We start from the raw sequence: 24,519 nt of genomic DNA on the forward strand, positions 1-24,519 counted from the left end.
CCTATAGGAGGATCACATATGGAATCACGCGAGACACTGGATGGAGAACTTGAGTTAATCCTAAAATGGGAGAAGGAACAGAAGGATCTGTTCATCTGGGACAAGATTGGGCGTCTGCCATTTGCCATGCTGGATAAAGTAATGCCTAAAGCAATAAAGCAGAAGATCGGTGACGCTTTGAACGAAGTGGGTCAGTATTTGCAAACGGGTGGCAAGTTTCTTGTACAGAAGAAAAAAGTAGCCAAGCTCTTGCAAGAGGAAGCCGAGCGTTCGGGGTACCCCATGACAAAAGATCACATCTACCGCTTGGAAGAGGATGCGGAAACGGAGAAAACCGCCAAAATTCATAGTGTGGAAAAATTACCGCTTGAGGTGCTGGACCGTGTGGCGGATAGTATCACCGAGAGTCGGAGCAAATTCGCTGCGGCACAAGGGGCCGCGACTGGATTTGGGGGCATCGTCACGATTGCAGCAGACATTCCGCTGGTGATGGGGCTTTCGCTAAAAGTATTGCAAGAGATGGCACTGTGCTATGGATATGACCCGGATGACCCGCTCGAACGTATCTTTATTGTAAAATGTCTGCAATTCTCTTCAGCTGATATTGTGGGCAAAAAAGCCATTATTGAAGAGCTAGCGGACTACGATAATCCCGATAAGCAAATTGAGGTGGTCTCTCAAATGCAGGGATGGCGTGAAGTGTTCAACTCTTACAGTGAATCGTTTGGCTGGAAAAAGCTATTTCAGTTGGTGCCGATTGCAGGTATGATCTTTGGATCTGTCAGCAACAAAAATACAATTCAGGATGTAGCCGAGGCCGGTAAAATGCTGTACAAAAAACGTCTGATCCTGCATCGTTTGAAATAGATCTTTCCTTGCACATATATCTCATAAAAAGGCTCCTGCCAATCTGGATGACCAGATTCGGACAGGAGCTTCTTTTGTTTTGGGAGATGTCTCCACCGCTGCTCTAGACTAGAGAAAAACTACCAGTGAAACCACTGACCATGATGAAGAACCTCCTATGTGTCCAAAGAGTCAGAGAACATCTACCTGATAATAACCTGAATTATTAGGATTACTCCTCACTACCGTTTTCTTGTGCCCAGCGATGCAGCAATTTGTCAGATGGCAGTAGGAAGGTAAAGATGCCGATCAGCGGCAAGAAGCTGCAAATCTGCATAACCGGTGAAACTCCGAAAACATCAATCCAGTTGCCGAGAACCAGTGCCCCAAGACCGCCCATGCCAAAGGCAAGGCCCGTGATCAGCCCGGAGACCGTTCCGATTTTACCCGGAATGAGCATCTGTGCGTACACAACTGTTACCGAGAAGCTGGACAACATGATAAAGCCGATAATCGTCAGCAGTACACCCGTCCAGAACAGGTTGGCATACGGTAAAACCAACGCGAGCGGTGCGGCACCAGCCATGGATAAAAAGATCATATTACGCTTGCCGAACCGATCTGCGAGCGGGCCGCCAAAGAACGTCCCGAGTGCGCCAGCGGCAAGAAACAGGAAAATATAAATTTGTGCGTCTTCCGTGGACAAGCCAAAGGTATCTTTCAGGTTAAAGGCGTAGAAGCTGCCGATGGAAGCGACATACCATGACCGGACAAACACAAGCAGGATCAGTATCGTAATCGCGGCAGCAATCTTCTGGCGCAGTGCTGGATTAGGAGCACGACGCGCAGCCGCCTGTTTGCGCAGGTATGCCCCTGATTGGAGCATACGCCCATACCATCGTGCAACGTAGAGCTGCACAGCGATCCCCATGGCGGCAATGCCCGTAAAGCCGATCGCACCAAACAGCCCAAACGGGATGAAAATCCAGCGCGTTAGCAGTGGCGCAAGCGACTGTCCAGCATTACCCCCCACCTGAAAAATAGATTGTGCCAGTCCCCGACGCTGCCCTGCGGCCATATGAGATACCCTAGAGCCCTCCGGATGGAAAGCAGCGGACCCGAGTCCGACAAAGATAACAGAAATAAGCACCATCACATAACTGTCGGCAAATGCGAGCAGCAGCATGCCCGTAAACGTGAAACCCATGCCGATCGGCAGAATCGACGGGGTTGGTTTTTTATCCGCAAACCAGCCCACAACGGGCTGCATAATGGATGCGGTGAAGTTGATAGCAAAGGCGATCCACCCAATCTGGGTGTACGTTAGTTGCATGGAATCTTTTAAGATAGGAAAGATCGCCGGAATGACAGACTGAATGGAATCATTGAATAGATGCACCAGACTGATGGCAATAAGTATCCGGTATACGGTGCCTTGGGCATCCAATCCGGGTGGGGTTTTCGAACGCGTAGCAGCGTCCTTGGCGTATGTAGTTTGTACCGACATGGACATTTCTCCTTTGGTCGCGGTCACGAGGGATCAGCGCCTAATGTTAGATTTTATGCATTTAAGCATATTGTTACATAATAGGGCAGAATGCATGGAGCGACAAGGGGAACAGGGGAGAATGATGAATAAAGGGGATAAAATCGTATAATTATACACATCAGATGATCAGTAGCGGATATTCTGTTCAGTTATAAAATTGTGGGAACATACATTCTTATTTTGGTGTCAAATAGATGTCCACAGGTTAGGACATATGGTATAATATGTTATAACAACAGAATGGCTTGAATGGGCGGTCGGCTAGTCTCCTGTGTAAGGAGGTGATGCCTGTGGAGATAAAAGATGTATTGACGTTAATGATCAGTTTTGCTGGGTTCACAGTAACCTTAATTGGACTGATTGTAACCATCGTCATTGCATTGAATAATCAAAGCAAAAAGAAATAGGCCGCCCTCGGTAAGGTAGCAGCCTATTTCGATTACCTGTCCACAGCCACCGCCCTTGAAAGCGGCTGTTGTAGAAGAGTGAGGATGTTGACGCATCCTTGCTCTTTTTTATGTTATCCTAGTTGACTACAGTTTATCACAACATTTCCCAAAACTCCACCTTTGCAAGGTTGACTTTTGATCAGTTACACGAGGTGAGTCCTGTGGGAACACTAGCGATTATCAATCGTCTCCGGGTTCATGTCATGATTCATCATGCGATGCTCAGCCATTTGCTCGTATTTCGTTCCCGGTTTGCCGTAGTTGGTATACGGGTCGATGGAGATACCACCGCGCGGGGTGAATTTGCCCCAGACTTCAATGAAGCGAGGGTCCATCAGCTTAATCAGGTCGTTCATAATAATGTTCACGCAGTCCTCGTGGAAATCACCATGGTTGCGGAAGCTGAACAGGTACAGTTTGAGTGACTTGCTCTCAACCATTTTAATATCGGGGATGTAGCTAATGTAGATTGTGGCGAAGTCCGGTTGCCCCGTAATCGGGCAGAGACTCGTGAACTCCGGGCAGTTGAATTTGACAAAATAATCACGGTAGGGATGCTTGTTATCAAAGCTCTCCAAAATACCCGGATCATACTCAAACGTATATTTCACATTCTGGTTACCCAGTAATGTCACATCTTGCATCTCATCAGGTTGTCTCATCGGTTACAAACGCTCCTTTTATCCAGTCGAAGCCGCTGGCCTCGTCATATCTTTTTGCGTATATCATGACAGGCCGCCGAACAGCCTGTTTTTTCTGTGAATGCTTAAAGCAAACATACATCATACAGCCCATGCCGCCACTAACATCCATACGACCCAAAAGTCCATTCTAAACGTGCCCAAATGATCTACGAGTAGCACGGAAAGGGCGTTACACTCCGCGTTTATTGCCCCATACCAGCGTGTGAAGCTGCGGAAGTACGCGCACATTGTTGAGATCGTCCGAGGCACTTACTTCATCAATTAGCCACTCGTAACGAGCTAGTAGAGAAGCTGCCAGATCTGGCGTATCGGCCGAAGAAACATCCGGGTTCCCCGTTTGTAAAAATAAAGCCGTGCCCGGATATCGCTCATGCACGCGGCGGGCATAATCCAGGTCTGTCTGATCGAAGATCACGATCTTCAGACTGTGACTTCGATCCGCCGGGCCAGTAGCCAGACGGCCGATCACATCGTCCAGCACGGCCCAGTCGGTGTCCATGCCCGAGCTGGGTGGCTTGGGCGAGACCGTGACTTCGTCAATGTCCGCCAGCCATGATTGCCAGCGTGAGCCCTGCGTCTCGACCGCGGTGCGGACGCCGTTCTCACGCAACAGGGCAACCAGCCCGCCCAGCGAGGCCAGCAGGGCGGGATTGCCGCCGGAGAGGGTTACATGGGAGAAACGCGTGCCGCCCAAGCGGCGCAGTTCATCCCATACCGCCTCTGGCGTCAGCATACGAATCTGGTCCTTGCCACTACCGTCCCAGGTAAAGGCGGAGTCGCACCAGGAGCAGCGATAATCGCAGCCCGCGGTGCGCACAAACATCGTTTTTTGCCCGATCACCATGCCTTCGCCTTGAACCGTCGGACCAAAAACCTCCATTACAGGGATACGTGCTTCCCCTGCACGAGCTTGAGGGTGATCTGCAACCGATACAGCTTGCTTCTGATCTTCTAGACTACTCATCGATCATCCACTCCCGTCTTGCTTCGGCGTAGCTGGTCGGCGTTTCGAAGAGTCGAACAAATTCGGTGCGTGCACCGTCCGTGAGTCCGACATAAGGCTCCGTTTGCAGAGCATGCTCCATCTGTTCGAACAGCCAAACGACCATGTTTTCGGCCGTCGTATTCATGAGGGGCAACGTTTCATTCAAATATTGATGATCCAGATAACCTTCAATCCGGTTCTTCCAGATGTCCTTGATATGTCCAAAATCAACGGTTAGCCCGGTTTCACCCGGATAACCGCTAATGCCAAAAATGACTTTATACGTATGACCGTGCAAGTTTTTACACTTGCCTTCGTAACAATGCAGATGATGTGCTGCATCAAAAGTGAACTCTTTGCTGACCAGCACACGTTTACGGTGATATCTCAGCTGTGTGGGCAGAATATCATGGTCAATTCGCTGCAACCGTTCAACGATTCGAAATGTTCCGGGTTCTCTCATCATGCTTCCACCCCAGAGGAGGGGACAGCCGTTTGAGCCATTGTACGCTCTTGTACATAACGATCCAGTCCGGCTTTACGCAGTTTGCACGCAGGGCATTCACCACATCCATCACCGATGACACCGTTATAACAAGTCAGTGTGCGTTCCCTTACATAATCGAAAGCGCCTAGCTCGTCAGCCATTTTCCACGTTTCGGCCTTGTCTAGCCACATCAGCGGAGTATGAATGACGAATGGATAATCCATCGACAAGTTAAGGGTGACGTTCATTGACTTCACGAATGAATCCCTGCAGTCAGGATAGCCGCTAAAGTCAGTCTCACAGACACCAGTAACCAGATGACGGGCCCCTTTTTGTTTCGCTAAAATGGCTGCAAAGCTAAGGAACAGCATGTTCCGTCCATCCACAAACGTACTTGGCAGCTCGCCTTCTTCATGGGTAATCTCTACATCGGAACGTGTAAGTGCATTGGGAGCGAGCTGGCTCAGCAAGCTCATATCGAGTACCGTTTGCTGCACATCCAGATCTTTTGCAATTGACGCTGCACATTCGATCTCCAGCTTATGACGTTGCCCGTAATCAAATGTAACGACTTCAACTTCGGCGAAATGTTTTTTCGCCCAGAACAGACATGTTGTGCTGTCCTGACCGCCGCTAAATACAACGATGGCTTTTTCTTTGTTCAACATAAAAAAACCTCTCCATCTTCTTGAGATCACTCCTGCATACAAGCAGAAATGTCGAAAGAACAGAGAAGTTCATGAACTAGCATCCATCAAAAAACACACCTTCTTCAAAGCGGCTTTAAAAAAAGCTGCCATAAGCAAGTGTCCTTAGTTTTTTACGCACACCGTTAACATACCACCTTCAGCCAATCAAAGCTGCATGTACTCACGGTAATTTGTACGCAAGACTGTTGATGACCTTCACAGGTCAAGTCTTGTAGAGGGAGTTCGCGAACCTCTCCCATGCCTGAGCATGGATTTTCTTATCTAATTGTCCGGGTACAGTATAACACACAAAAGGCGTATCGGCATTGTATAATCTCTCTGGTTTACTTAATAATGACATTGCCGAAGGGAATAACCTCTTTTAATATTCGTTTGAATAGACCCTCGTCATTAACGTCTTGCTGCAACTTGTGATTTTCGCGGCCAGCTTGAAAAAGAACAGATCCTTGACCTGTCATCTTCCAATGATAATTCATATGCTGACTTGCGAGGTTGTTTCCATATACGGTTAATTCCAGATGGGCATTCTCCGGGTAGGCAATAATACTCCCGGCATCCACATAGAGCGGGGCAGTAGGATGTAACTCTTGCTGACATACCTGTCCTTGCGTGAGCAATCCGATGGTGCCTTTGCCCGAAAACTTCATTTTTACAGCATCTCGGGTAATCAGCATATTTTTGATTTTTTGTATTTTGGTCTGCATCGTGACACCATCAGAGTAGAAGAATAAGTGGCGAAAATCGTACAGCAGATCACTGTGCTCGGTAAGCTCTACTTCTTTCATGGTGAATCCCGGAGGGAGGGCAGCGACAAACTGGCATGGCCCTGTAATTTCAGATTTAATCAGCTTTCTTTTGCGATACATTCCTGAAATATTCATGAATTTATCTTGTCTGCTGCTGCTCGGACCTCGAAAAGCAACAATTTGCTGGGGATGCAGAATATGAAGACGGTCATCTTGAATCAGTGAAAAGGTGACCACTTGTCCTGCCCCACCAGCTTCAGCATGGTTCAGATGTATGTTCATGCAGTAGCTCCTGTTCTTTTATAATCGGCTGGACCTGCGGCGCATGCCCCAACGCATCACTCGAATGAGAAGAAAGTAACCTAATATGAGAGAAATAATCGTAATGATCATCGTTTGAATACGCTGTGTGGTGGCTGTTCTGGCATCCTGTTCGTTCTGCAGCTTGTTGACCATTTCAGTAAGTTTCTGATTCTGGGCTAAGAGTTGATCATTCTGCGCCTTGAATGCTTCCACATTGGCCTGGGCTTGTCCGAGCTGAGCTGAGGTCTGATTCAACTGTTCCAGCGTCTGCTTATAACTTTCTTGCAGTGCGTTCACTTCGCCAGGTAATTCCGACACGCGTTCCCAACCTTTATACATATCCGAAAATATATTGGCACTTGCTGCATTTGCAGTAGAAACTAATGTGACCATAAATAGAATACATGTGGTGAAAAACACCCGAATGAAATAACCCTGAAGGGATTTTGGCATGGGTAACACCTCTTTCTTCAGTAAGATCGATCGGTTGCCGAAATCGTCGTCATTTGTTGAAATACCGCTCTTTCATTATACGTTATAAACCGAGTATTGGGTTCAAGCGGATCATATTTTATTACCCAAAATAACTCGAAAATGAAAGAAAACTTATGTTTAGATCTAAAATTCGCTGGGTAATACAACGATAGCAGTGGCCTAGGTAGACAACTCTATTGAATAACTTCCGTTCTGTACAAACTGTTCACAAATACGAATATAAAGTCTTATACCCAATACATTTGATGAAACCTAATATACGAAATGAAGGAGAAGAATGAATATGTATACACAAAAACCGAACACATTAACGAAAACAATCGTCATTACTGTAAACGGTGAGCCGGTCGGACGAAAACTGATTATTGATAGTGTAACTTTTGCGCCTGTCTCTGAGACGGAGAGTACGTTCATAGACAAAATGGAGAGTAATCATCCCATGATTTAAGTTAGGACTTGTCGTAACAACACGATGAAAAAGCTTGGCCGAGAGCCAAGTTTTTTTGTCGTTTATTGTCGTTTTTAGGCGGATTCAGGGGGAAGAGAGTAATAGAATGGAAAAAAGTAATAAGAACATATGTTCCGTGACAATATAGTGTCCATTCACCCTGCTAACTTAGAAGATAATACATATAAATTGGGGGAGAGACTACCAGTGAACTCAGTCTTTGAAGTATCTTATTCATGGAATAAAGAGGCCATACCGACAGGGGGAACCGATCCCGTATACATGATGGTAGAGTGGCGTTACGGGTCCCCTGCCAAAAGACTTAGGAAAATAGCACCCAAAATTATGTCGAGAGATTTAGAGCTTTTGCTCAAACCGGAACATGGAGCTCAACTTAAAGCCATCTATGGATGTCGTTATAAAGAGACAGACATTGGCTGGGTTCTACGACTAGGTGATGTCTACAAAGGTGAAAGCAAGCAGGTTCTGTTGCAATTCGCTCTAGGGCCTCATTTTTCAGGTAAAACTGCTGTGTGTTCTGCATACTGGAGTACTCGCAAGTTGAAGCAAAGTCAGCGTGTGCTTCTACGCAGGGAACAGCTCTATATTCAGTATACAAGTCACTTAGGCATGCTTCGGCAGCCTGAAGATCCCAAAGTAGAGAAAACGATTAAATTAAACGAAACGGTTCCGATATTAAAGCAAGCTCTTCGTGCTTATGAACGGGGTCGTATTGAGGAAGGTAGCAATATGCTACGTCGCCACGCGGATGCATTACTGATTGAGGCTGCCCGTAAACAGGATCTGGATTATTATACAGAGGCCGAAATGATCGAGAAGCTTCGTTATCACTATGGAATTACGCATACAAAAGGGTATGCAAATCGCGAAAGAGCTGCGTTATGTGAATGATGTGTCTATCAGGTTGTAACGGTATAAAGAGCACGAGTTTACATATGTTTTCTAGGTGATGTTCCGCATTAAGTTGAGAGTATGAATCATAAATCATTAGTACATCAGGATATCAGTTAAGTATGGAGCTTTATCATACTATTTGAACCAACTTCATGGAGGGCCTGGCAAAATGACAGACCGACTAATCCGATTAATGCGCATTATCACGCTGGTACAAGCCAAGCCAGGCATTTTGGCCCGTGAACTTGCTGAGCGGTGTGAGACGACGGAAAGGACGATTTACCGCGACATGGAGGCCCTCAGTGCAATGCATATCCCCATTGCCAATATGGGACATGGAAGAGGGTATATGTTTATCAGCCATTTTGCTATGTATCCGCTGAATTGGTCTGAGGAAGAAGCTCAAGCATTCATGCAGCTTGCAGACGTTATGGAGGATATTCGCCCTCTAGTCAAGCCATCATTCGAGAGTGCGTACGAGAAAGTCATTGCTTCAAGTCAGAAACAAAGGACGGAGCGGGTGGAATGGTCGGAGCAGATCAGTAAAATGTTCAAGGAAGGCTCGATTATTTGCGAGAACAACAACGGGGATGAACCGAATCGTTCTCTTCTTACGCTGCTTCAAGCTGGGATCTCTCATAACAGTGTTGAAGGAAACTACCAATCTCAGCGAGAAATGAAAATCGTTCGTATTGATCCTTATTGCTTGATCCCAAGGGAATATCAATTTGATCTGGTAGGCTATTGTCATCTCTCCCAGAGAATAAGAACATTCCAGGTAAACCGGCTGCATGATTTAAAAATGATGTCTAACACCTTCCGCAAAAAAGATTATTTAATCCAGTCTTATTTCCGTACTGCTTCGAAACCGAAAGAAAGTACGGAAGAGACTGCTGTTAAAATTCGATTTTCTTCCCTCGTCGTGGAACGCGTGATGCAAGAGCGGTTTTTAGTGCTCCCCGTTGTAACCATGGAGCCCGAAGGTACCCTGCTGTTTGAAACGAGTGTAGGCGATCTCGAAGAGATTTTGGCATGGATATCGAAGTATGGACCAGAGGCAGAAATCCTCGAACCAGAACATTGTCGTCACTTGATGAAAGAACGATTAAGCCGCTGGCAGCAGGTGTACGGTCAGTCCTAAACGTACAAACTGCAATTTTGGTGCTGACGCTATAATTGTTTTAGTCCTTGCTTTTGAACAGATTAGCAAGATTGCCAAACGGCGACTCCTTTTCCTCATCATCCACAACGCTGGAATACACCACCTTGGAGGTAACACCTTCGTCATCTGCTGCACAGTTGTTTTCCAGTTTGAACTGATCAAATTGGTGGATAAACACCTTAGCTGTATTGATGGCATCATCCAGAGCACGGTGCTGTGTACCATCAAATTCAATTCCACAGATTTCAAGAGCTTGGGCAAGTCCGAGTTGTCGGAATTTCCCCTCTTTATGCATGGCACGTGACCATTGCTGTTGTAAATCATTATGATTGGTAATCCAAGCCACATCCAATTGATGTGTACGACAATGGGAGATGAGTTTGCTGCGGTCATCTGGTCCCCATGAGCACATATAATAAGGTTCAGAGCCCATCCACTCGATGAATTGACTCAATGCTTCCGGGAACAGTGGGGCTGCATCAATGTCCTTCTGTGTGATCCCTGTGAATTGAACGGTGTCGCTGGACAGGACGGACTTGTTAGATGGTCGAACATAGGTATGAAAGGTGTCGGTGACCGTAAGACCAGCACCTGGGACCTCACTCACTTTGACAGCACCGATATCGATGATTTCGGATGAGTACCGTGTGTTACGACTTACTGTAAATTCAAGATCATATATAATATATGGCATAAGACAAACTCCTTTATCCGGAATAAACACTTGCATTCAGAAACAAGAACCAGAACCTGAGATTTTAAAAATGTTATTTCTCTATTCTACAGTGAACTAGTGGCCATGTCAGCTATAGATACAGAAAACGGGCAAGAGGTCACTGATTATGACGTATTGGTTGACAAGTGAATGTAAATATTCTAATGTGATCAAAAATGGATAACAGCGTTTACCGGGGACATGATTACGTAAGTTAGCTTCAACAGAGAGGGGATGGATTGGTGTGACATTCCTGCTGCTACTACGCGATTCCTACCTCATTAGCTGCGAAGGGAAGGTCCTATGAATTCTGGACTGTAACCTGCGCCGGAAGGGTCCGTTATGCCCCATAGGACTGCATCTCAGCGTGCGAAGATATGAACAGATCGTTTGCGGTCAAATAAGGGTGGTACCACGACACATTCGTCCCTTGACGAATGTGTCTTTTTGCTATTTAAGACCTGATAAGATCAGGATATATCAATCAGATCAATAAGGAGTGTATCATGATGCGCCAAAGTGAAATGCTTGTTCCAACATTACGTGAAGCTCCAGCGGAAGCTGAGGCTGTAGGGCATCGTTTGCTGCTTCGTTCGGGGATGATTCGCCAACTGGCAGCGGGGATATACAGTTATTTACCGCTTGGTCGCCGTGTGCTTCTGAACGTTGAGCGAATCGTTCGGGAAGAAATGGATCGTGCGGGATGTCAGGAGGTGCTGTTGCCCATTATGCAGCCAGCTGAACTCTGGGAGGAGTCTGGTAGATATACACAGTATGGTCCAGAGTTGATGCGGCTGAAAGACCGGCATACACGAGAGTTTGCGCTAGGGCCTACACATGAAGAAGTCGTTACAGCACTGGCCCGTGATGAGGTCAATTCGTACCGTAAGCTGCCGTTCACATTATATCAGATCGGAACCAAGTTCCGAGATGAACGCCGTCCGCGTTTTGGTTTGCTACGTGGACGGGAATTTATTATGAAGGATGCTTATTCGTTCGCGGCAAACTGGGATGAACTGGATCGAACCTATAAGGCGATGAACGAGGCATATTGTCGCATTCTGGAACGCTGTGGTTTAGAGTACATTCGGGTTGAAGCGGATGCGGGAACCATTGGTGGACAAGGGGAGACACACGAGTTCATGGCTCTGGCTGATGTAGGAGAAGATACCATTGTGACGTGTAAGCACTGCGGTTACGCTGCGAACCTGGAGAAGGCGGCATTTTTACCTGCTGAATCTCCACTCCTCGCAGATAGTGAAGCAGGTGGGCGCGCAGAAGTGTTACGGATTGCAACACCAGGCGTCCGCACCATTGCGGAGTTATGCTCATTCCTGGATCGTAAGGCAGAGGACATGATCAAAACTCTGCTGTACCTAGCTGATGGGCAGCTTGTGGCAGCCCTTGTTCGTGGAGATCATGAACTGAATGACATTGCTTTAAAACAGGTGCTTGGCGCTGAAGAATTAACTTTGGCTGATGATGCAGCGATCGCTGCACATTCTAGTCTTACGGTTGGTTATATTGGACCTGTAGGGCTTGGACTGCGGATGGTTGTCGACGCGGATGTGGCTGCAATGAAACAAGCGATTACGGGAGCCAATGAACCGGATATGCACCTTTCAGGTGTCCGTCCAGGCGTTGATTTTGCATTGGATCAGGTGGAACGTATCCGTTTTGCCACAGAAGGGGACCGCTGCCAATCTTGTGGTGAAACACTGGTGTTTACCAAAGGCATTGAAGTTGGTCACATCTTCAAACTGGGTACCAAGTACAGTGATGCCATGGGGGCCTCTTTTCTAGACCATAATGGTCGACAATGTGCACCGGTAATGGGATGTTACGGCATAGGGGTATCCCGTTTGATGGCTGCCATTGCTGAACAGTATGCAACAGAAGATGGGATTCGCTGGCCTGCATCCGTGGCACCGTATGATGTTCATTTAATTGCAGTAAGCTGGAAGGATGAGCAACAGCAGAAGGTTGTGTTAGAACTGGAGCAACAGCTTCTTGACCGCGGTTTTCGTGTACTCGTTGATGACCGGAACGAACGTCCAGGTGTGAAATTCAAAGACGCCGAGTTGATTGGACTACCGATCCATATTGTTGTTGGCAGAGGGGCAGCTGAGTCACAAGTTGAAGTCGGTTCACATATGCTTGCAGCTTCAGGTGAAATGAAGCGAATCGATATGACGGCACAGGAAGCTGTTCGTTACGTGACTGAGCAACTCGTGTAAGCTCGGTCCTTATTCGATTGTAAGAGGCGATGGAATACCTGTGAAGCTTCGAGTTTGATTAGTTATATCATAGGACTGAATATGATGTCGATTGTTAAATATGGAGTGGAATTGACAATAAGCTTAAGTAAATGATGACTAAAGAAGGATAAAAAAGTACAGAGAACAAGAAGTATCCTACGAAGTAACTATAGATGAGAAGGAGACATCGAGAGACTTGTTTCTTTTCCTAATTGTAGCTGAAACAAGATTAGCTAATCGGAAAACCAGAGTGTAATTACGCAAGCTTTTTACGAAAGCGGCTGAACATTGTCTGCGCATTAAATCGCATGAAGATGGCTATTAATTGCCAATATGCACTAGTTCGGCATGAGGACAATCTATGAATTAAAGACGAAGTATTGTTGTACAGGGTTTATTTTTAAATGGAAGGGAGTCGTTGCCGATGTCTGGCAACAGACTCCCTTTTTTAGTGAATTGATAAGTGAGGGAGCTAGAGATCGGGTCGTGTTAAAAATCTTCAATATCCTATTGCAACGATGCTCGTATGTAGAATTGTAATGGGTGTGCCTTTCTTAGATCGTTGCTACTGCCGCAAATGAAACATTCTTGAACAGTAAACGAACCATTAGCAGAAGTGAAACATGTAGATATAGTAGAAAAAGATTTCAGACAAAGGAACATACGTTCTTAAATTGTGTAAAAAAAATGCTGCGCTTCACGCGGTAGTCCGGTGCGCAAGCAATATTTCTCAAGTGATTCATCGGGTTCAGGCATAAATCCAGCCGTCAATAGTTGAATGGCAAAGCGGTTCGCTTGTCTCTCCAGCTTACCTGGAGCAAAATAGGAATGCTCCTCCAAGAAGAAACGATTGATTCCTTTATGCAGTCTGTCATGACCCAACTCGTGCGCGCATACAAATCGTTGCCATTCAGGCGGAAGTTCATTGTGAATCACAATAAACCTACGGCGAAGTTTGCGGAAATACAACCCTTTGGTTGATCGGCCTAGATTGGCGAAACGAATCTGTATGCCTACAGCGCGGGCAATGCTGAACGGACAATTGGTCCGGTGTTTTCGAATCAGCTTGGTTACGATATCATCCATATGATCTCACCTGCAGTTTCAGTAAGTTGAACGCGTGTCTTGGCCTCATGGGCGTTGGTCCGATTCGCCTGACTTCTTGCGTTTGTTCATCTGTTTGGCTTCCCAGAACAGACCTGTCAGCACATCCTTAATTCGTTTCTTATCCTCTTCGTCAAGCGGGATGCCGTCAAACATCAGATCGTCATCATCCTCCAGCATTTTTTTAAAATCTCGCCGGTCTTTGTATGTTGCCCATTCAGGCACCTCCTGCAGAGATACATCCTTGGCTGGTTCTATATACCCCGCCTGCTTCATCATGTCCGTGTACGGTACGGCGAGTGCTTCAGCAATCTTGCGGATGGTGGCTGGTTTGGGAACTCCACGGACACCATTTTCAATACGTGAAATCTGCGAATTGCTTATTCCTGCTGCCTCGGCAAGCTGGTTGATGCTGAAGCCTTGTTGCTCACGCAGCTGTTTCATATAAGGACCAAAAGCGTGCTCCACAATTCATGCCATCTCCTTCGACTCGTCATATACGAGTTCTATTATTATCTGTACTATATCGTATATATACCATTAGGTAAAGAGATATGAAACAATTATGCCAAAAGGTATAGGAAATGAGAGCCTAGGTTTTATTTTATCGCTTAAACGAGCCAAAATGAAGGTTTACTTCGATCTCCAGAAAGTGGTATCCTCTAGTAGAAATACGAACAAAAGGGGAACACAGTGTAAAGATAAGCTATTTCCAAAAGGCAACATGAAGAATGAAACCAACGTTGTTGGGCTTAGAAATGATGGAGTCAACTACTGTAGAAGTCTATCTTCAATAGAAGATAGAGACAAGATGTCAACATGATATGAGATATAAATGAGCATATACAAGGAGGATAACAGTTATGGCAAATATGGAATTGATGTTACCGGAATTGGATCGTCGTAAAACACAGGCGGCAGTTGAAGCCGTTTTGGAGAAGTATCGGATATATAAAACCATTGCTTTTGAGGAACGTGAGGTGCTGGTGACGGCGAGTTACACGGAACGTTTCCATGGTTCCACCAATGTTACAAGCGATTCTACAGCAAGAACTGCGATCTTTAATGTGGATGTACAACGCGCACGACAGACGTACTGTGAAACCATTGATCAGATCGTGTCCAGACTCAGTGAAAAGGAACGTGTACTTGTGACTGAGCGTTATATGAAGGATGATGACGTATTTGACTATAAAATATATAATCATGTGTTCGATCCCCCTGTGAGCAAGGATACGTACACCAAGATTCGAACCCGTGCTTTCTACAAAATGGCGCTGGCCTTGTCCGACCGTGGGCTGATTAATATGGAGTCTCTGTCATCCACCAGAAAAGAGAGGCAGAAGCTTGGCTGATCAGATCATTCGCTAAAAAGTTGAAGCTTTAATATCCCCGCAAGATTGGTTACAATGGTTGGGATAAAATCACAGACGGAGCATCTGAGGGGGAATGCATCATGCCAGAAGAAGCTGGAATGCAGGACATGGTGACGCTGAAAACGATCGCAGAGACGCTGAATACCTCTAACGATCTTAGCTTGATGCTGGATACGGTGGTTGGCAAATTACTTGAGCTAACCGGATTAACGGCAGGATGGCTTTTCCTCATCGATGAACGTGGAGAGTATACCTGTATATCGGACTATAATCTGCCCCCCGCATTAATGCGAAGGGATAAAGAGCCAATGCGAGTAGGGACATGCTGGTGCGTTAACCGTTTTCGGGATGGAAGGCTACAACATGCGGTCAACATCATTAACTGTAAGCGTCTGGAGGATGCTGTAGAATTCAAGTGGGGAGACACGCAGGATATTACTCATCACGCAACAGTTCCACTCCGTTCAGGTGAACGAATGCTGGGATTGTTGAACGTAGCTGCACCAGGTAAAGAGCATTTCAGCGACAGTGAGCTTGCCCTTTTGCAGGCCGTAGCCTATCAGATTGGCAGTGCGATGGAGCGGATGCGACTGTACCGTGCAGAACAGCGCCGGGCTGATCTCTATGCTCGTTTAGGGGATTTCGGGGCTGCATTAAGTCTGACCGTCAATGAGTGTACAGAAACGGATGCATTGCCAGGTACGGTCATAAGAATGCTCGGAAAATATTTCGACTGGCCGTTCGCTGCGCTTGTACAACAGACTAATGGAACATGTCATATTCAGGCGATCTACACCAATAGTCAGATGTGGCTGGACTCAGTAGTAGCTCTATCCGAAGAGGGAAGACATCTTATGAATCGTATCGTTGATCATCATCGATCAGCTGTACTATCTATGGAAGAGCTCGTTGAGATGTTTGGCCAGGTCAAGCATGAATTGAATTGGGATCAGCTCGCATGGGCAATCGGTGTACCGATCTCGTTTCAAGCGCCAAGTGAAGCAGGGCTACTTGTCGTTGGTACAGGGGAGAAATCTCCAAACTTAGCCAAAGCGGACAGTGAAGTGCTTGAGGCGCTAGCCGAGCATATTATCGCTGCCAGAGAGAGCCTGAAGCTGGCTGATCATCGGCGTGAACTGGCTAGACTGGAGGAACGCAATCGGCTGGCTCGGGATTTGCATGATTCCGTCAATCAGATGTTATTCTCCTTATCGTTAACAGCGAGAGGTGTAGAGAGTATGCTCTCCGATACAGAGCCCTTACATCCGGCGGTTGAAGCGATGCAAGATATACGGGCATTATCTCAGGAAGCACTCAAGGAGATGCGCGCGTTAATTATGCAGCTTCGTCCAGTTGGACTGGAGGCCGGACTGTTAAGTGCCCTGCAGGAGTATGGTACGAAACAGGGACTACAGGTTATCGTGGATCGAAAGGGAATACGGTCCATCTCCCGTTCTGTTGAAGAAGGATTATGGCGTATTGGTCAGGAGGCTATTAACAATATACGGAAGCATTCAGGCGTGACTTCAGCAAACATACTCCTTGAATTAGATGAAAAGGAAGCCAAGCTCACCATCTCGGATCAGGGTAAGGGCGGTGCCAAAAAGCGTAAATCATCCAACCAGAATTCTTTGGGGTTATCTATTATGAGAGAGCGTGCACACTCGCTCGGAGGCAGACTGGATGTGTGGAGTTCTTCACGCAAGGGGACAACCGTAACAGCAGTAATACCACTTTCCTTGGAATCCGAATAAAGTCAGGGGGCAGGCAGCAATGTCAATTACAATTTTACTTGCCGATGATCACGCCATGGTCAGGCGAGGACTGCACGTTTTTCTGAAAACACAACAGGATATGCAGGTTGTCGGTGAAGCATCGAACGGTCAGGAGGCCTTGGATCGAGCACAGGAGCTGAAGCCGGATGTTGTGCTCATGGATCTTCACATGCCGGTCATGGATGGTATCGAAACAGCCAGACGTTTGCGCAGTCTGCTGCCCAAGACACGGATCATCGTGCTGACTTCATTCTCGGATCAAGATCATGTTGTCCCTGCTGTTCGTGCAGGCGTGAGAGGTTATCTGCTCAAAGATATCGAACCTGAGGATTTAGCGGTTGCGATTCGAAATGTATATTCAGGTCAGGTCGAATTGCATCCGGCAGCGGCAGGGCAATTAATGCATGTCATGGCGTCGATGGATATGCTGGAAGATAGACATCAGGGGGTACAAGCCTCGACAGGGGCAGCTCTTCAGCGCACCGATCAGAATGAACAGCAGATAGTGTCATGTGAATCATTAGATACAGGTCTGGAACTGCTCACTCGCCGTGAACGGGAAGTGCTCGGGTTGATTACCCACGGGCTGAGTAACAAAGAAATTGCAGCCAGACTTGTCATTACGGAGAAAACTGTCAAGACACATGTCAGTCATCTGCTGGATAAGCTTGGACTTGCAGATCGTACTCAAGCAGCGCTGCATGCCGTGCGAAATGGCTGGGAGCTATGATGGAATGGTATCGTTAAATGCAGGCAATTTCAGACTAAAGTTGTAAGAACTCAACCGAAAGGTTGAGTTTTTTTGTGCTGAAGTTAAGTCTATCAGCTGACGAGTTGACCCTAGTTATAAGGTAAAATAAGGATAATCAAAGTCGAGATGGCTAATCGAATGAGCGAAGCTAGAAGCATTTTGCAACAAAAAACAAAGGAGAGTGAATGAAATGAATATTGTGATATTAGCGGGCAGCAACCGAAAAAATGCAACAAGTACACGCCTGGCAGAATATACGGCAGAGATGATTCAGGGACAGGGACATGAGGCGACCTTATTTAATCTGTATGAAAAACCGCTCCCTTTCTACGCCCCGGATGAAAAGCAAGAGACGCACGAGAACCTGGCCGATTTAACCGTCGCGATGCTTGCAGCCGATGCAATCATCCTATCTACACCGGAGTACCATGGCAGCATAAGCGGTGTACTTAAGAATGCACTGGACCATCTAAGTCAGGCTCATTTTAGCGGAAAACTGGTTCTGTCCATCAGTTCTGCTGGAGGGGCGGTGGGTGTTAGCTCACTTACCCAGTTGCAAACGATGGTACGTAATTTGCACGGTATTAATGCTCCCGAATGGATATCTATTGGTGGTGCACAGCGCAGACGGTTTGAAGCCACGTTTGATGGATATGAGGAATATGAAGGCAGTCAGGATATAGAGGAGCGGGTGCAGCGGGTGTTGGGATCGTTTTTGAATCTGGCTCAGACGTTGACGGCAGCAAGGAAGGCACTATAAGGGATTATAGAAAAATGAGTACGTCATTGTTTGTTAACTAAATCGCATCATTGTTAATGCCATGAGAAAGAAGGAATCGATCATGATTAAAGGGATTTATGAAACACATCTGAACGTTACGGATCTCACAAGATCACATCATTTTTATGAAAATATACTAGGACTATCGCACGCTTATGGACAGCCCGAACGTGGCAACTCATTCTATTGGATTGGCGGTGAACGCCATGCCATGTTGGGGCTGTGGGAGAAGGAGCCTGCACAGGTGCAGCGTCAGCACTTTGCTTTTCACGTATCCCTGGAGGATATGGAACATGCGGTGGACTACCTGGAAAACAAGGGCATTACGACCCGTAATTTTCAGGATGATGATATTGGGGAGTTGTATGTTTTTGGCTGGATGCCTGCGGTTTCTGTTTATTTCACCGATCCGGATGGTCACTCACTTGAATTCATCGCTGTACTGCCAGACGAAGCGAAACCTGAGCTTGGCTTGGTGCCATGGAGTGAATGGGAAAGGCTGCATGGGAGGGGGAGCCTATGATGATCGAAGAGGTATTGTTTTATACCGTAAAACTGGAGGAACTGCACTATTTTTATGGAGAGACACTGGGGATGAGGGTGTCCAGCATTGATGCAACAGATGGAATCTTTACCGTGCAGGCAGGAATCACCAAGATGATTTTTAAGCAGTGGAATGATACGTTCGAAGCAGGAAGCAAGAGGATAGAGCCGTTCCCGTTCTATCATTTCGCCTGGATGATCCCGAGGAACCAGTTTCAGGAAGCGAAGCAGTGGGCGGCGTCACGTGTCACGTTAAGTACAGATGGAGAGCGGGATGAAGCCTATTCCCATAATTGGGACTCGCATTCGCTGTACTTTGAAGATCCTGCTGGCAATATTGTGGAACTGATTGCTCATCATCGGGAGCATAACGAGCAAGAAGGACCATTCTCCGTGGCGAACATCCTGCAAGTATGTGAAATAGGGCTGGTTTCAGAGGATGTACCGACTGCTGTAAAAGAACTGGAGAAGATGGGACTCGTCCGTTGGGGTGAGGGGAGTGATACGTTTTCTCCGGTTGGTGACCGAAAAGGTCTGTTTATTGTAGTTAAGAGGGAACGTGTCTGGTTTTTCTCCAATCAAAAAGCAAAGATTTATCCCCTGGAAGCAACGATCCGAGAGACAGGCAAGTTACAATTCGAGCCGGATAACAGCGAATCTTCAGGTTATTCTGTCATCCGCGTGTCCTTATAATATATCTTTAGATCTTAGATCAAATATCGTGTAAAAGGGGAATAAGTATTCAAACTTGATCATGTTATAGAAGTAAACGCTTTATTTATAGAGATCAGGGCAGTACAGCTTAGCTTATAGCGAAGCTTCATCAGTTGAAGGGGGATGGCAGACTTGGATCGACGTTTGTTAGAAGAGGGACTAGCGACAATAGCGTCCAGTCGGGAACGGACAGGTGATCTTTGGCATGCCCATTATGGTGCAGGTGCGATTGCGGCTTACTTTTGGGTACAGGAAAATCGCCTTACGGCCCTGGCCGCTGGCAGCGTTATTGCCGAAGCAAAAGCGATGCTTCGCCAGCATGGGATACGTATCAGTCCTGCCGCTTCACCTAATGAACGTCTGCCGCTGGAAGAAGCCGAAGTGCGTATTGCAGGCGCACTGGAGCACACGATGGGCGAGTTGCACTGGGTTGGGCACCAAGTCATCTATGGTGCAATAAGCCTTAAAGCTATTCGTGAATTGGAAGGATGGGGCACTGCACAAGAGATCGAACAAATCGCCCAATTCATTCTGTCTTTTGAACGCACACCACCGGGTAGATCCTGGGCCAATACAACGATGAAAGAGATCCGTCATATGCGTCTGGAAGAGAAGGGTGGTTTTCCTGAAATTATGCATCCAGTTCAGCTGTCTCAGTTCATTCTGGAGGAATGGGGTGCTATTCGAACGATCTATCAAGCGGAAGCCCATTATGATCTGATCGGTCATATGTTCACCTATGGACACGCGCTGAATATGCTTTATGAGCTGGGTTACCAAGGCTTGTTTTATCAAGGCATTCCCCCTTTTCTCAAAATAGTCAAAGCCTTGCGGCTGAGCCCTCATGTTGTTGTGACGTCAGAGGCAGCTATACTGCAATCTGCTGTGGATGTGCCGCCATTAACACAAGCTGAGCGTTCACACGCACTGCCACATGAATTGGAATATTGGCTCACGGATCGGCGCTGCCGAGACTGGTATGGCGGGCATGTATTTAAATTTCCGTTTAGCTTCTATCACCACGCTAAGAACGGGGGAGCAATGCCTGAGATTTGGGAGAACTTCCGTTATATTATTGCGTGAACGTTGATGTGTAAGAACAAAATAATAATGATTCAAAAGCATTGGCCAGATAGGCCAGTGCTTTTCGCCATTTATCCACATAAAAACCACGACAATCAACCATATTCCATCCGTAATGCCGTCTGCATGAGGGAGAAAAGACGGTAAGATGGTATTATCGGATCAGAAGCAAGGAGAGCAGAGGGAAGCACAACGGGCAAAGGATGATGGGTAAAGAATCAAAGTGTAAAAGACCAAAGTTGAACGATGCCCACACATAGAGGATCAGGCCAGCGAACTGCTGGCTTTTTTCAATTTGGTGATTGTTTCCTTGCTCTGATCGGGTATTGAAGAATATCAAAAAAACAGGAGGCTACATGAAATGAAAACAGTATTGTATGTTCCACTTGATGATCGTCCGGCCAATCTGGACGACGTTATTGTACAAGGGAAAGCAGCCGGCATTCACATTCTTACACCGAATCCGAAGGATATCAAGAATCGTTTGGATACGGAGAAAACAACCGATGGCACAACGCTTCTTGGTACTTCTACACCCATGTATGGAAACATGTCTAAAATTCATGAATTTATTGTCAAACATGCAGCCAAGGTGGATGGTTTCATTATCTCAACCGACATGCTTGCGTACGGCGGACTGATTGGCAGTCGTCAGCTACGGGAAGATGGTGGGGGGACGTATCCGGCGTATGACGATAAAACGATTCGTCTGCTGGATGTCATTCGCAGTATCAAAACCAAATATCCACGCAAACCGCTGTTTGTGATGGATACGATCATGCGGCTTGCGACAACTTCATTCGCAGACAGCCTGGCGCTGGATGCGTATAACGAGTCACGTGCTTTGATGCAGCAGCCGCGTCAGACCTACACTAATTTCGAAGATATTATCCAAGGGTATAACGTTTCTCCAGAAGGGGTTGAGTATGGGGAGACAACCTATTTTGATAAACAGAAATATTACAATACTAGGCAGCATAAGTTCAAAACCAATCGTTACATTCTGGATCAGCTCGCGCGCACAGGATATATCGATTTCCTTGCCATTGGTGTGGATGATGCCAATACGCAGGGTGTGCAGATCAATGAGATCAAGTATGTTGAAGCACGGATTAACGAATGGCTGGGCGGAACGGACGGACAGAATCCAGATCGAGCAATCATTTTGCCGGATGCAGACGGTTTGGGACATGCTCTGGTCGCTCGAATGGCGAATCAGCTATTCAGAGGCGGGGCTAAAACGAAGTATGGCGTGAAGTATTACGGACCTCACGGTTCTACCATTATTAACACTTACGAATATATGGATCTACACCAAAATGTGGTGCACCACGTCGATATTGTCGGAGGTGTATTAGTAGAGGATAACACAGACTCCAAGGTAGACATGGAGATCATTGCGATTACAGCGTTGGATCAGGTTCAAGCAGCGGTGGAGCGTCTGGCGTTTAATGGAGAACAGGGACTTCCTTCAATCCTGATTGATTTTGTAGGCAAAGGGCCTGCGAATGTCGAGGTGGCTGAAGCGTTGCTGAACAGTCCATATACTGGACGAGTGCTGGGTTACAGTGCCTGGAATACACCGGGGAACAAAATCGGTCTCGCCGTGGGTATGGCACAATCAAGATATGCTTGGATTACGACAGAAAAGCATGAACCTAAGCTGCGCGAAGCCATGAATGCACACGGTTCGCTGTTGTTCAAACGATTCCTGAAGGATTACAGCTACAAAGCCGTAGCGATCGCCGATATCCGCACATATTCACGCGCTCATGCGCTCTATACCAATGTGGAAACACTGGCGGATCAGAACATGAAGCTGTTCAACTCGAATGAAGATTATGCTCATCTGCAGAACTTACTTCGTGATCTGATGCAGACGCACACCGCTGAACTGGCAAGCAAACCGGCCTTCCAGCAGGGAAATCCAGCAATTCGCCAAATCTGTGACGGACAGCTGAAGTATGCCACATACCACGGTGCGCTTCTGGAATACAACAACCCGGATTTCACCTGGGGACGTGCATTTGAAGTTACGCTAAGCCCACAGGTGAGATTGAAGTAGTGGAGTTCCTTCTACTCTATATTTTTACAGACAATATAACCAGCAGCTGGATAAGACAAGCTACCCTTTTAGCTCGTCTTTTTACCGCCCAGACACCTCCTTTATTCGCACAGAAGTCAACCGAATCACCGTCTGCGTGAAGGGAAAAAGGTTGTAAGATTGTATTATCGGATCAATAGCAAGGGACACACCGAAAGCACATACGCTAATGTACAGACCAGCCAATACGGCTGGTCTTTTTGATGCGGTGAAGTCGTCCTTGCAATGATTTGAAGGCTTCCTGATAGCAAGAAAAAACTTAAATGTGGGAGGGTAGAGTTTAATTAAACATCATATCGAATGCATTATATTTTAAAATGGAGGTTTTTTTATGGCAAATACTATTGAAGTTCGTTTTGCAGCTTTTATTCCTCAAGCATGGATCGAATATATGCGTACATCAAAAGTGATTATTCAATACAATGGTAATAATAGGGATTTTACGTATAATACAGAAAATCAACCTGAACTTTCAAAAATGGTTCAGCATATTGTAGTCGATTTTACCAACAAGGAGATAAAATACTTTAAATCTACAGGTTCTACTACTGAAAGAACCATCGAAATTTCTAGTGGTAAAGTGTTGCGTCAAGCATATGGTCATGCTCCAGATACTGGATTAACTATTTCTAACAAAGTAATTACAAGTTCCTCAGCTTCGTTTTCGCTCCGGGCTAGTGCAGCTAATCCACTTAATAGTGATGCTCCTCCAATTGATTGGGAATATTCTGTAACAGTAACTAGTCAGGGTAAGGTGACAGTGAAGGGAAGGCATGACGGATATCCTGCTCATGAAATCTATAAACGAGTAGATAAAGGAACTCCTATCAGAATGTATTCACATGATCCTCGTGTCACTGGTGATACTCCCCTTTCTTTGTTTAGCCCAATGGAGAAAGAAGTTAATAAAACTGTATAAACACCAAAACTAAAACGAGCTACCTTCAATGGTAGCTCGCTATTTAATGCTCAATTCAAAGCGATTAAAATTATAAACACCACAATTATTACAAAAGAGAATATTAGAAATGACCTGTGATTAAATTGCTTTTGTGCAATCCATATTCCATAAGAGGACATTAGAGACGAAATTAAGAAGAATATGTAAAAAGGAAATCCTTCTTGAGAAATGGGATAAGCAATACTAGCAAAATTAAAAAATCCAGATAAAATTGGAATAATATAAACTGGAATAATCGCTACAATTGCAAATAAAATTGTCTGTGTCCAAAAAAAGTACTTCTTCATTAATTTTAAGAGAAAAATGGATAAGAGAAATAATAGCAAATTTACTGTAAAAAAAGTAGGAGCGGTCCAAGTAAACAGTTGTCCCCAACTAATCATTTTTTCATTATAAAAAAGAAATAGACTCAGGGTATAAGCAACTACTCCTGCAAAGTAACTAGAGATTAGTACCCATATATATAATAAATCAGATTTCTTCATTATTTTTCCTCCACTCTTAATATAAAGGTATCACTTTCTTCAATAGTATATTTTTACAGTTTGTTTGTCT

The 24,519-nt window shown here is 45.9% G+C and carries 26 protein-coding genes; 15 read left to right on the forward strand and 11 right to left on the reverse strand.

From position 1 onward, the window contains the following. The first annotated feature begins 18 nt into the window (after nt 1-18). Nucleotides 19-867 (forward strand): EcsC family protein, encoded by an 849-nt coding sequence (locus PQG66_RS16675; protein ID WP_272038873.1) that lies wholly within the window; start codon nt 19-21, stop codon nt 865-867. 211 nt (nt 868-1,078) lie between these two features. Here PQG66_RS16675 and PQG66_RS16680 read toward each other — a convergent pair whose 3' ends face one another. Further along, on the reverse strand, nt 1,079-2,353 hold the full coding sequence (locus PQG66_RS16680) for an MFS transporter (RefSeq protein WP_272038874.1): 1,275 nt from the start codon (nt 2,351-2,353) through the stop codon (nt 1,079-1,081). A 332-nt stretch (nt 2,354-2,685) separates the two neighbouring features. Between PQG66_RS16680 and PQG66_RS16685 the strand changes: the two genes are divergently transcribed. Beyond that, a complete protein-coding gene (locus PQG66_RS16685) occupies nt 2,686-2,802 on the forward strand; it encodes a putative holin-like toxin (RefSeq protein ID WP_272038875.1) in 117 nt (38 codons plus the stop codon). Between the two features lie 212 nt (nt 2,803-3,014). On the opposite strand, the gene queF is transcribed toward PQG66_RS16685, so the two are convergent. The 6 genes from queF to PQG66_RS16715 form a co-directional block, all read right to left on the reverse strand. Continuing rightward, nucleotides 3,015-3,506: a preQ(1) synthase gene (queF, locus tag PQG66_RS16690; protein WP_110897191.1), complete on the reverse strand. Its 492-nt coding sequence runs from the start codon at nt 3,504-3,506 to the stop codon at nt 3,015-3,017. A gap of 211 nt (nt 3,507-3,717) precedes the next feature. Next, the gene (gene queE, locus PQG66_RS16695) at nt 3,718-4,512 is read right to left on the reverse strand and encodes a 7-carboxy-7-deazaguanine synthase QueE (RefSeq protein ID WP_442955112.1); all 795 of its coding nucleotides are present in this window, start codon (nt 4,510-4,512) and stop codon (nt 3,718-3,720) included. Further along, the gene (gene queD / locus PQG66_RS16700; RefSeq protein WP_272039184.1) at nt 4,505-4,996 is read right to left on the reverse strand and encodes a 6-carboxytetrahydropterin synthase QueD; all 492 of its coding nucleotides are present in this window, start codon (nt 4,994-4,996) and stop codon (nt 4,505-4,507) included. The genes queE and queD overlap by 8 nt, the downstream gene beginning before the upstream one ends. Continuing rightward, nucleotides 4,996-5,685, reverse strand: a complete 690-nt coding sequence (queC, locus tag PQG66_RS16705; RefSeq protein ID WP_272039186.1) for a 7-cyano-7-deazaguanine synthase QueC — start codon at nt 5,683-5,685, stop codon at nt 4,996-4,998. Before queC ends, queD begins: the two co-directional genes overlap by 1 nt. A 368-nt stretch (nt 5,686-6,053) precedes the next feature. Beyond that, entirely contained in the window at nt 6,054-6,758 is a 705-nt protein-coding gene (locus PQG66_RS16710) for an AIM24 family protein (RefSeq protein WP_272038876.1), read from the reverse strand. Nucleotides 6,759-6,776: 18 nt separating this feature from the next. Beyond that, nucleotides 6,777-7,232: a hypothetical protein gene (locus PQG66_RS16715; RefSeq protein WP_272038877.1), complete on the reverse strand. Its 456-nt coding sequence runs from the start codon at nt 7,230-7,232 to the stop codon at nt 6,777-6,779. A 325-nt stretch (nt 7,233-7,557) separates the two neighbouring features. On the opposite strand from PQG66_RS16715, the gene PQG66_RS16720 reads away from it, so the two are divergent. From PQG66_RS16720 to PQG66_RS16730, 3 genes are all read left to right on the forward strand, one after another. Further along, the gene (locus PQG66_RS16720) at nt 7,558-7,722 is read left to right on the forward strand and encodes a hypothetical protein (RefSeq protein ID WP_272038878.1); all 165 of its coding nucleotides are present in this window, start codon (nt 7,558-7,560) and stop codon (nt 7,720-7,722) included. Nucleotides 7,723-7,929: 207 nt separating this feature from the next. After that, nucleotides 7,930-8,634 carry a hypothetical protein gene (locus PQG66_RS16725; protein WP_272038879.1) on the forward strand — a complete coding sequence of 235 codons (705 nt, stop codon included), beginning with the start codon at nt 7,930-7,932 and terminating at the stop codon, nt 8,632-8,634. 172 nt (nt 8,635-8,806) lie between these two features. Next, the gene (locus tag PQG66_RS16730) at nt 8,807-9,778 is read left to right on the forward strand and encodes a helix-turn-helix transcriptional regulator (protein WP_272038880.1); all 972 of its coding nucleotides are present in this window, start codon (nt 8,807-8,809) and stop codon (nt 9,776-9,778) included. Between the two features lie 40 nt (nt 9,779-9,818). Here PQG66_RS16730 and PQG66_RS16735 read toward each other — a convergent pair whose 3' ends face one another. Next, nucleotides 9,819-10,493: a 3'-5' exonuclease gene (locus PQG66_RS16735; protein ID WP_272038881.1), complete on the reverse strand. Its 675-nt coding sequence runs from the start codon at nt 10,491-10,493 to the stop codon at nt 9,819-9,821. A gap of 530 nt (nt 10,494-11,023) precedes the next feature. On the opposite strand from PQG66_RS16735, the gene PQG66_RS16740 reads away from it, so the two are divergent. Continuing rightward, entirely contained in the window at nt 11,024-12,751 is a 1,728-nt protein-coding gene (locus PQG66_RS16740) for a proline--tRNA ligase (RefSeq protein ID WP_272039187.1), read from the forward strand. Between the two features lie 690 nt (nt 12,752-13,441). On the opposite strand, the gene PQG66_RS16745 is transcribed toward PQG66_RS16740, so the two are convergent. Next, the gene (locus tag PQG66_RS16745; protein WP_272038882.1) at nt 13,442-13,858 is read right to left on the reverse strand and encodes an ImmA/IrrE family metallo-endopeptidase; all 417 of its coding nucleotides are present in this window, start codon (nt 13,856-13,858) and stop codon (nt 13,442-13,444) included. A 45-nt stretch (nt 13,859-13,903) separates the two neighbouring features. Next, on the reverse strand, nt 13,904-14,347 hold the full coding sequence (locus PQG66_RS16750) for a transcriptional regulator (protein WP_272039188.1): 444 nt from the start codon (nt 14,345-14,347) through the stop codon (nt 13,904-13,906). A gap of 401 nt (nt 14,348-14,748) precedes the next feature. On the opposite strand from PQG66_RS16750, the gene PQG66_RS16755 reads away from it, so the two are divergent. The 9 genes from PQG66_RS16755 (at nt 14,749) to PQG66_RS16795 (ending at nt 23,922) form a co-directional block, all read left to right on the forward strand. Further along, nucleotides 14,749-15,231, forward strand: coding sequence for an ArpU family phage packaging/lysis transcriptional regulator (locus tag PQG66_RS16755; protein WP_272039190.1), 483 nt, complete (start codon nt 14,749-14,751; stop codon nt 15,229-15,231). A gap of 101 nt (nt 15,232-15,332) precedes the next feature. Continuing rightward, complete coding sequence (locus PQG66_RS16760; RefSeq protein WP_272038883.1) at nt 15,333-17,006, forward strand: GAF domain-containing sensor histidine kinase; 1,674 nt, start codon at nt 15,333-15,335, stop codon at nt 17,004-17,006. 19 nt (nt 17,007-17,025) lie between these two features. After that, nucleotides 17,026-17,757, forward strand: a complete 732-nt coding sequence (locus PQG66_RS16765; RefSeq protein ID WP_272038884.1) for a response regulator — start codon at nt 17,026-17,028, stop codon at nt 17,755-17,757. Nucleotides 17,758-17,968: 211 nt separating this feature from the next. Continuing rightward, entirely contained in the window at nt 17,969-18,538 is a 570-nt protein-coding gene (locus PQG66_RS16770) for an NADPH-dependent FMN reductase (RefSeq protein WP_272038885.1), read from the forward strand. An 82-nt stretch (nt 18,539-18,620) separates the two neighbouring features. Next, nucleotides 18,621-19,082 carry a VOC family protein gene (locus PQG66_RS16775; RefSeq protein ID WP_272038886.1) on the forward strand — a complete coding sequence of 154 codons (462 nt, stop codon included), beginning with the start codon at nt 18,621-18,623 and terminating at the stop codon, nt 19,080-19,082. Next, a complete protein-coding gene (locus PQG66_RS16780; protein ID WP_272038887.1) occupies nt 19,079-19,795 on the forward strand; it encodes a VOC family protein in 717 nt (238 codons plus the stop codon). The genes PQG66_RS16775 and PQG66_RS16780 overlap by 4 nt, the downstream gene beginning before the upstream one ends. A 153-nt stretch (nt 19,796-19,948) precedes the next feature. Then, a complete protein-coding gene (locus PQG66_RS16785; RefSeq protein ID WP_272038888.1) occupies nt 19,949-20,899 on the forward strand; it encodes a hypothetical protein in 951 nt (316 codons plus the stop codon). Between the two features lie 361 nt (nt 20,900-21,260). After that, nucleotides 21,261-22,964 (forward strand): DUF4127 family protein, encoded by a 1,704-nt coding sequence (locus PQG66_RS16790; protein ID WP_272038889.1) that lies wholly within the window; start codon nt 21,261-21,263, stop codon nt 22,962-22,964. A gap of 370 nt (nt 22,965-23,334) precedes the next feature. Continuing rightward, complete coding sequence (locus PQG66_RS16795) at nt 23,335-23,922, forward strand: DUF3238 domain-containing protein (protein ID WP_272038890.1); 588 nt, start codon at nt 23,335-23,337, stop codon at nt 23,920-23,922. A gap of 50 nt (nt 23,923-23,972) precedes the next feature. Here the strand turns inward: PQG66_RS16795 and PQG66_RS16800 are convergent, their stop codons facing one another. Beyond that, nucleotides 23,973-24,449: a hypothetical protein gene (locus tag PQG66_RS16800; protein WP_272038891.1), complete on the reverse strand. Its 477-nt coding sequence runs from the start codon at nt 24,447-24,449 to the stop codon at nt 23,973-23,975. Between the last annotated feature and the right edge of the window lie 70 nt (nt 24,450-24,519).

The sequence above is a fragment of the Paenibacillus sp. JJ-100 genome (assembly GCF_948329825.1).
GTDB lineage: Bacteria > Bacillota > Bacilli > Paenibacillales > Paenibacillaceae > Paenibacillus.

Bases quoted from the DNA above. Each gene is read 5' to 3' on its own strand.
- PQG66_RS16675 (WP_272038873.1), top strand. From the start codon at position 19: ATGGAATCACGCGAGACACTGGATGGAGAACTTGAGTTAATCCTAAAA.
- PQG66_RS16795 (WP_272038890.1), top strand. From the start codon at position 23,335: ATGGCAAATACTATTGAAGTTCGTTTTGCAGCTTTTATTCCTCAAGCA.
- queF (WP_110897191.1), bottom strand. From the start codon at position 3,506: ATGAGACAACCTGATGAGATGCAAGATGTGACATTACTGGGTAACCAG.
- PQG66_RS16720 (WP_272038878.1), top strand. From the start codon at position 7,558: ATGTATACACAAAAACCGAACACATTAACGAAAACAATCGTCATTACT.
- PQG66_RS16775 (WP_272038886.1), top strand. From the start codon at position 18,621: ATGATTAAAGGGATTTATGAAACACATCTGAACGTTACGGATCTCACA.
- queD (WP_272039184.1), bottom strand. From the start codon at position 4,996: ATGAGAGAACCCGGAACATTTCGAATCGTTGAACGGTTGCAGCGAATT.
- PQG66_RS16755 (WP_272039190.1), top strand. From the start codon at position 14,749: ATGGAATTGATGTTACCGGAATTGGATCGTCGTAAAACACAGGCGGCA.
- PQG66_RS16790 (WP_272038889.1), top strand. From the start codon at position 21,261: ATGAAAACAGTATTGTATGTTCCACTTGATGATCGTCCGGCCAATCTG.
- PQG66_RS16800 (WP_272038891.1), bottom strand. From the start codon at position 24,449: ATGAAGAAATCTGATTTATTATATATATGGGTACTAATCTCTAGTTAC.
- PQG66_RS16735 (WP_272038881.1), bottom strand. From the start codon at position 10,493: ATGCCATATATTATATATGATCTTGAATTTACAGTAAGTCGTAACACA.
- PQG66_RS16780 (WP_272038887.1), top strand. From the start codon at position 19,079: ATGATGATCGAAGAGGTATTGTTTTATACCGTAAAACTGGAGGAACTG.
- PQG66_RS16765 (WP_272038884.1), top strand. From the start codon at position 17,026: ATGTCAATTACAATTTTACTTGCCGATGATCACGCCATGGTCAGGCGA.
- PQG66_RS16740 (WP_272039187.1), top strand. From the start codon at position 11,024: ATGCGCCAAAGTGAAATGCTTGTTCCAACATTACGTGAAGCTCCAGCG.
- queE (WP_442955112.1), bottom strand. From the start codon at position 4,512: ATGAGTAGTCTAGAAGATCAGAAGCAAGCTGTATCGGTTGCAGATCAC.
- PQG66_RS16730 (WP_272038880.1), top strand. From the start codon at position 8,807: ATGACAGACCGACTAATCCGATTAATGCGCATTATCACGCTGGTACAA.
- PQG66_RS16710 (WP_272038876.1), bottom strand. From the start codon at position 6,758: ATGAACATACATCTGAACCATGCTGAAGCTGGTGGGGCAGGACAAGTG.
- PQG66_RS16760 (WP_272038883.1), top strand. From the start codon at position 15,333: ATGCCAGAAGAAGCTGGAATGCAGGACATGGTGACGCTGAAAACGATC.
- PQG66_RS16715 (WP_272038877.1), bottom strand. From the start codon at position 7,232: ATGCCAAAATCCCTTCAGGGTTATTTCATTCGGGTGTTTTTCACCACA.
- PQG66_RS16680 (WP_272038874.1), bottom strand. From the start codon at position 2,353: ATGTCGGTACAAACTACATACGCCAAGGACGCTGCTACGCGTTCGAAA.
- PQG66_RS16745 (WP_272038882.1), bottom strand. From the start codon at position 13,858: ATGGATGATATCGTAACCAAGCTGATTCGAAAACACCGGACCAATTGT.
- PQG66_RS16770 (WP_272038885.1), top strand. From the start codon at position 17,969: ATGAATATTGTGATATTAGCGGGCAGCAACCGAAAAAATGCAACAAGT.